The sequence below is a fragment of the Pedobacter sp. genome (assembly GCF_045628745.1).
GTDB lineage: Bacteria > Bacteroidota > Bacteroidia > Sphingobacteriales > Sphingobacteriaceae > Pedobacter.
In genome coordinates this window covers 1-5,108 of sequence record NZ_JAZQPU010000022.1, presented here as the reverse complement: position 1 = coordinate 5,108, position 5,108 = coordinate 1, and the positions used below count along the sequence as shown (strand labels likewise).

The following is a 5,108-nucleotide window of genomic DNA, read 5'->3' as shown; positions in this document are numbered from 1 at the left end:
ATGGGCAATAGTGCCTTTGGCCAGGACCTTCCCCCTGTTGATTCTTTAAAAGCAGATTCCCTACGCAATAGCGCTTCAATGGATAAAAACAAGCAAAATAATGTCGAGCAATATGATGTAGCCGATTTAATCAGGCAAATAATTCATCCCCATAGTCAACCTGTAGGCCTCAAGGTTAAATCGGGCATTACATATATGCCCAATGTTGCCTACAACCCCAGCATAGGTGCACAGATTGGCATAAAGGCGGTGGCCGGTAAAAAATTAGGCGGAGAAGAAAGCACACTGATGTCAGTCGCTGCCACATCGGCATCCATTACCACTAAAGGTATTATTTATTTTTACCTCAGTCATAATGTTTTTACCCCGGGTAATCAATGGAACCTCCAGGGGAGCCTGGTAGCGGCAAAAACCGTTACACCAGATTTCGGAATGGGTATTGGAGAAGCAAAAGGCGGCAGCGAAGAAGACCAGGCGCTGACCAATAATGACCGTACGCCATATGTTTTACACGGTCAGTTTTACAATTTCAGGGAAAAAGTATACAGGCAGATTAAAGATAACTTATTTGTTGGTGCCGGGGTAACCTTCGATATCAGGAGAAAGATAGAGAACCGTTTAACAGACGAAGAGCTGACCCCATATAATATTTACAGCGACCGCTATGGTTTTGAACGTGACCATTCCTCTTCTAATGGCCTGCTTTTTAGTATCCAATATACCACTCGTGATAACCAAAACCGCGCCTATAACGGTATTTATGCCGATGCAGGGGTGAGAATGAACCAATCATGGATGGGCAGCTCCAAAAATGCAGTACAAATAACCACCGATTTCCGCAAATATTGGAGCCTGTCTCATCGCAATCCAGAACATGTCATAGCCTTTTGGAATTATGGCTCCTACCTCATCAGTGGTGCCCTGCCTTACCTGGAGCTGCCTGGTACAGGTAAAGACCCAAGTGGGCGCAGTGGCAGAGGGTATACCATTGCTTATTTTAAAGGGACAAAATTTTTCTCTTCTGAAGTAGAATACCGCTTCCCTATTACCAAAAACAAGTTTATTGGCGGCGTGGCCTTTGTTAATGTTCAATCTGCCAATGATGATTTACAAACCCGTTTGTTTGATTACTGGCAACCCGGTGGCGGTGCGGGTTTACGCGTACTGTTTAATAAAGCCACACGTACTAATTTATGTATAGATTATGCGATAGGCAAATATGGAAAGCGAGGTTTATTTTTAGGCCTCAATGAATCCTTTTAATCATTGCGCCTATAAACCTCGTTTAAATGTTTAAAAATAAATAATTTTGTAACCAGTTCATTTATAAAGAATTTATTTAAATAATGAAGTCTACCAAACCCACATTCATCAGAAAGCTGTTTTTTAATCTTTTCGTCTGCACTTTATTTTTGTGTGCATTCCAGCAAGGGGTAGCACAAATACTTCCTAAAGACACCAAGACCGAGGCTCCGCAAGATTCTACCAAAGTATGGCCTCCAGATTCGCTGGGCCGCAGGAATCCCCTGGGCACGGTGCAAGGATTTTTAAAGGCGGTAAGTTCTGAAGATTACGACAATGCCATCTTGTACCTGAATCTTGACAAAAGCCTCAAAAAAGGCAAAAAGCCAGAGAAGCTGGCAAAGACGCTACAGCGGTTAATTGAAGAAAACGGGCATATTTATTCTACCTCCAGAATCAGTAAAGAAGCTGCAGGTCAGCAAGATGATAACCTGCCCCCTAATTTAGATATTGTTGGTGAGGTTACGGTGAACGATAAAAATCTGGACCTTCTTGTGGAGCAGGCAGAAGATAATGATGGTTCCCCTATCTGGCTTTTTTCTACAGAAACCCTGAAGAGCCTCCCTGTTGATACGGTGATAGTACAGGAACCTACCCTTGTTGAAAAATTGTCATCGAAGTTTCTATTAGAAAATAAGTGGGCCGATGTACCTATAGCCCACTGGGTGGCCATTGTGGTGCTTATTGTGGTGGCCTATTTAGTTGCTGGCGCTATCACCAGGTTTTTTGTCTTTTTTATCCCTCTGGTCTGGCGAAGAGCAAGAGAAGAATCTGCTGCAGGTATCATTCAATCCTTCGTTAGGCCCATACAGCTTTACCTTGGTGTCTGGCTTTTTGTGGTGGGCAGTCGCTATTTGGGGATCTCTATTTTAATACGGCAGCGCCTAAGTGACGTCACCATTATTGTTGGTTTAATTGCCGTGTTGCTGTTGTTATGGCAGCTGCTGGAATTCATTTCCAAGCTTACGGAAAGAAGAATGCGTCAAAAAGGCAACCATGCAGGGGTTTCGGCAGTGCTCTTTCTTCGTCGCGCAGCAAAAGTAGCCCTTTGTGTATTGGGTGTTTTAGCCATTCTGGACAACATTGGTTTCAATGTTTCCACCTGGCTTACTGCGCTTGGTATAGGTGGTATTGCCCTGGCATTGGGTACACAAAAAACAGTAGAAAACCTGGTGGGCAGTGTAACCATTATTGCAGACCATCCTATTCGTGTAGGTGATTATTGCAAAGCCGGTGGCATTAGTGGTACTGTTGAGCAGATAGGGATGCGGACTACACAAATCCGTACCGGCGATCGTACCGTGGTGAGTATTCCAAATGGTGAATTCTCTTCCATGAAAATTGAGAACTTTGCACCTCGGGATAGGTTTTTGTTCCACCCCCTGTTGCGTTTACGCTTTGACACCAGTCCTGAACAAATACGGAAACTGCTGGTAGAAATCCGTGCGCTGTTGGCCAAAAACCCCAATGTGATCCCTACCCCTAGGGTAAGTTTTATAGAATTAGGTGCAGAAGCCCTTACCCTTGAAATATATGGCTACATCAATACCATGGATAATGATGAATTCCTTCGCATTCAGGAAGAGCTGTTGCTACAGCTGATGGATGTAGTGAAAGCCTCTGGCACCAGCTTCGCATTTCCCTCACAAACCCTTTACCTAGCTAAAGATCAGGAAAATTAAACGAACAAACCTGCTGACGCAGCAACAAGATTGGAATAGAAATTACAATAATTGATCAAGTTCAAGTATAAAAATACAAAAAAGCATATATCTTTGGGCTCAAATTTTACAAATACTATATATGGCAAAGGCATCTGAAACTAAAGTTGGAAATATATTACGTTATAACGGTGAACTGGTAACAGTTACTGAGTTTATACACCGTACACCAGGTAAAGGTGGTGCTTTCTACTTAGGTAAATTTAGAAATATTAAAACAGGAAAAATTGTAGAAGCGCGTTTAGGTACTGATGAGCAAGTTGAAATTTGCCGTGTAGAAACTAACGACTTTCAATATTTATATGAAGAAGGTGATTATTTTGTAGTAATGGATAATACCTCTTTCGACCAATTCAATGTGGCTAAAGCATTGTTTGGCCCTTCTGCAAAGTTCTTGAAAGAAGGAATGAACGTTATCGTTTCTATGGAAGGTGAAGAGCCTATAATGGCACAGGCACCTAACTTTGTTGAGTTAGAAATTACTTATGCAGAGCCCGCAGTTAAAGGTGATACCTCTTCAGGTGCACAGAAATATGCGACTACAGAAATTGGTGTAGAGATTAAAGTTCCTTTGTTTGTTCACCAGGGCGACAAAGTAAAAGTTGATACGCGTACAGGCGAATATGTTGAGCGTGTAAAATAAGCTTTATATACGTGTCTTTTTTACCTGGCAGGTAAAAAAGACACGTATTAATAATTATGCTGCTGCACTGACTAAAGTACCGATATCAAACTTTTTCATTTTCATAAAGGCGTCCATTACTTTAGGTGCTTTTTCAGGGTCTGACATCAGCTGGCCTAAAATTGAAGGTACTACCTGCCACCATACGCCAAAAGCATCCTGGCACCAGCCACAATTACCCTCTCTACCTTCTTGCGTAAAGCTGTTCCAGAAAAAGTCAATCTCTTCCTGTGTATCACAGCTGACCACCAGGCTTAAACCTTCATTAAAACCAAACTGATGCTCCATAGAACTTTCCATGGCTGCCAGTCTGTTTCCATTTAAGCTGAACTGTGCATATTTCACATGGCCTACCGTATCGCCATCACCAGGTTCATACCTGGCCATGACCTCAATGGAAGAATCCTTGAACAGCGAGGTATAGAAATTGATGGCTTTTTCGGCCTTTCCATTTTGCTCCCCCGTAAACATCAATGCCGGGAAAACCTGTGCTGCTTCACCATTAGCATCACTGAACGACAGTTGCCAGGAAACACCATATTGATCTTCTACCCAACCATATTTTGTACTCCATGGATAAGTGTCTAAAGGCATCAGCACTTTTCCTGCTACACTTAAGGCATCCCAGGCCTGTACAACCTCATCTTCGGTATCAAATGTAGCAAATAGAGAGATAGCGGGATTGGGATGGAACATAGGGCCACCATTTAAGCCCATCAACTGTTGCCCCTGGATAGAAAAAGTAACGACAAGTGGGGTATCTGCGGTTATTTCTGCATTTTTAAAGACGGTACAATAAAATTCTGCAGCTTCTTTTGCATTGCCATCAAACCAGATACAGGGATATATTGAATTTTCCATATGTTCTAAATTAATTTTAAACGGTAATAAAAATTTTAGTGCAAACGCTACTGTTTTGGGAAATTAGGATCTGCCTTGATTTCTATAATTTGCAGGGTGTGCCTTGAGGTATGCCCCGGAATAAACAAAAACGATTGGTAACCATCCAGAGGACCAAAGGGTGACTCACTGACGTGATTCCGCAGGTTGTCTACAGCTACAGTATCCAGGTAGGCTAATACATTTTTCCTGTCATTTTCCAATTCCTGAAGGGCAGCAGCAGCGTTGGTGTATTTCCCTGTTCCTATCATTTCTTTTGAAGCTTTGGCTTTATGGCTCCTGTCGTTAATGCCTTTGATCAAATCCTCATCCTTCATTTTTATCTCTTTTCTACGCTCAGGCTGTGCAGGTTTATCCATGCCTTGTCTGGCAAAGCTAAAAATCATTCTTTCGGCAAGCACAATGTGTTCTAAGCATTGGCTAACAGACCATTTATCTGCTGCAGGTTTATACTGCAGTTGTGCAGCACTTAAACCATCTACGCTGTGCTTTAAAGAATCTAA

General features: G+C 42.3%; 5 protein-coding genes. 3 read left to right on the top strand and 2 right to left on the bottom strand.

Going from position 1 to position 5,108, the window contains the following annotated elements:
• From ACR2F7_RS01060 to efp, 3 genes are all read left to right on the top strand, one after another.
• Nucleotides 1-1,263, top strand: a complete 1,263-nt coding sequence (locus ACR2F7_RS01060) for a BamA/TamA family outer membrane protein (RefSeq protein ID WP_432711760.1) — start codon at nucleotides 1-3, stop codon at nucleotides 1,261-1,263.
• 83 nt (nucleotides 1,264-1,346) lie between these two features.
• Nucleotides 1,347-2,984, top strand: a complete 1,638-nt coding sequence (locus ACR2F7_RS01055; RefSeq protein ID WP_432711759.1) for a mechanosensitive ion channel family protein — start codon at nucleotides 1,347-1,349, stop codon at nucleotides 2,982-2,984.
• 121 nt (nucleotides 2,985-3,105) lie between these two features.
• Nucleotides 3,106-3,666: an elongation factor P gene (gene efp, locus ACR2F7_RS01050; protein ID WP_432711758.1), complete on the top strand. Its 561-nt coding sequence runs from the start codon at nucleotides 3,106-3,108 to the stop codon at nucleotides 3,664-3,666.
• A 54-nt stretch (nucleotides 3,667-3,720) separates the two neighbouring features.
• On the opposite strand, the gene ACR2F7_RS01045 is transcribed toward efp, so the two are convergent.
• Both ACR2F7_RS01045 and ACR2F7_RS01040 read right to left on the bottom strand, forming a co-directional pair.
• Entirely contained in the window at nucleotides 3,721-4,566 is an 846-nt protein-coding gene (locus ACR2F7_RS01045) for a VOC family protein (RefSeq protein ID WP_432711757.1), read from the bottom strand.
• A 47-nt stretch (nucleotides 4,567-4,613) separates the two neighbouring features.
• On the bottom strand, nucleotides 4,614-5,108 hold a 495-nt coding region (locus tag ACR2F7_RS01040), incomplete at its 5' end, for a DinB family protein (RefSeq protein WP_432711756.1).

Bases quoted from the DNA above. Each gene is read 5' to 3' on its own strand.
- ACR2F7_RS01060 (WP_432711760.1), top strand. From the start codon at position 1: ATGGGCAATAGTGCCTTTGGCCAGGACCTTCCCCCTGTTGATTCTTTA.
- ACR2F7_RS01055 (WP_432711759.1), top strand. From the start codon at position 1,347: ATGAAGTCTACCAAACCCACATTCATCAGAAAGCTGTTTTTTAATCTT.
- efp (WP_432711758.1), top strand. From the start codon at position 3,106: ATGGCAAAGGCATCTGAAACTAAAGTTGGAAATATATTACGTTATAAC.
- ACR2F7_RS01045 (WP_432711757.1), bottom strand. From the start codon at position 4,566: ATGGAAAATTCAATATATCCCTGTATCTGGTTTGATGGCAATGCAAAA.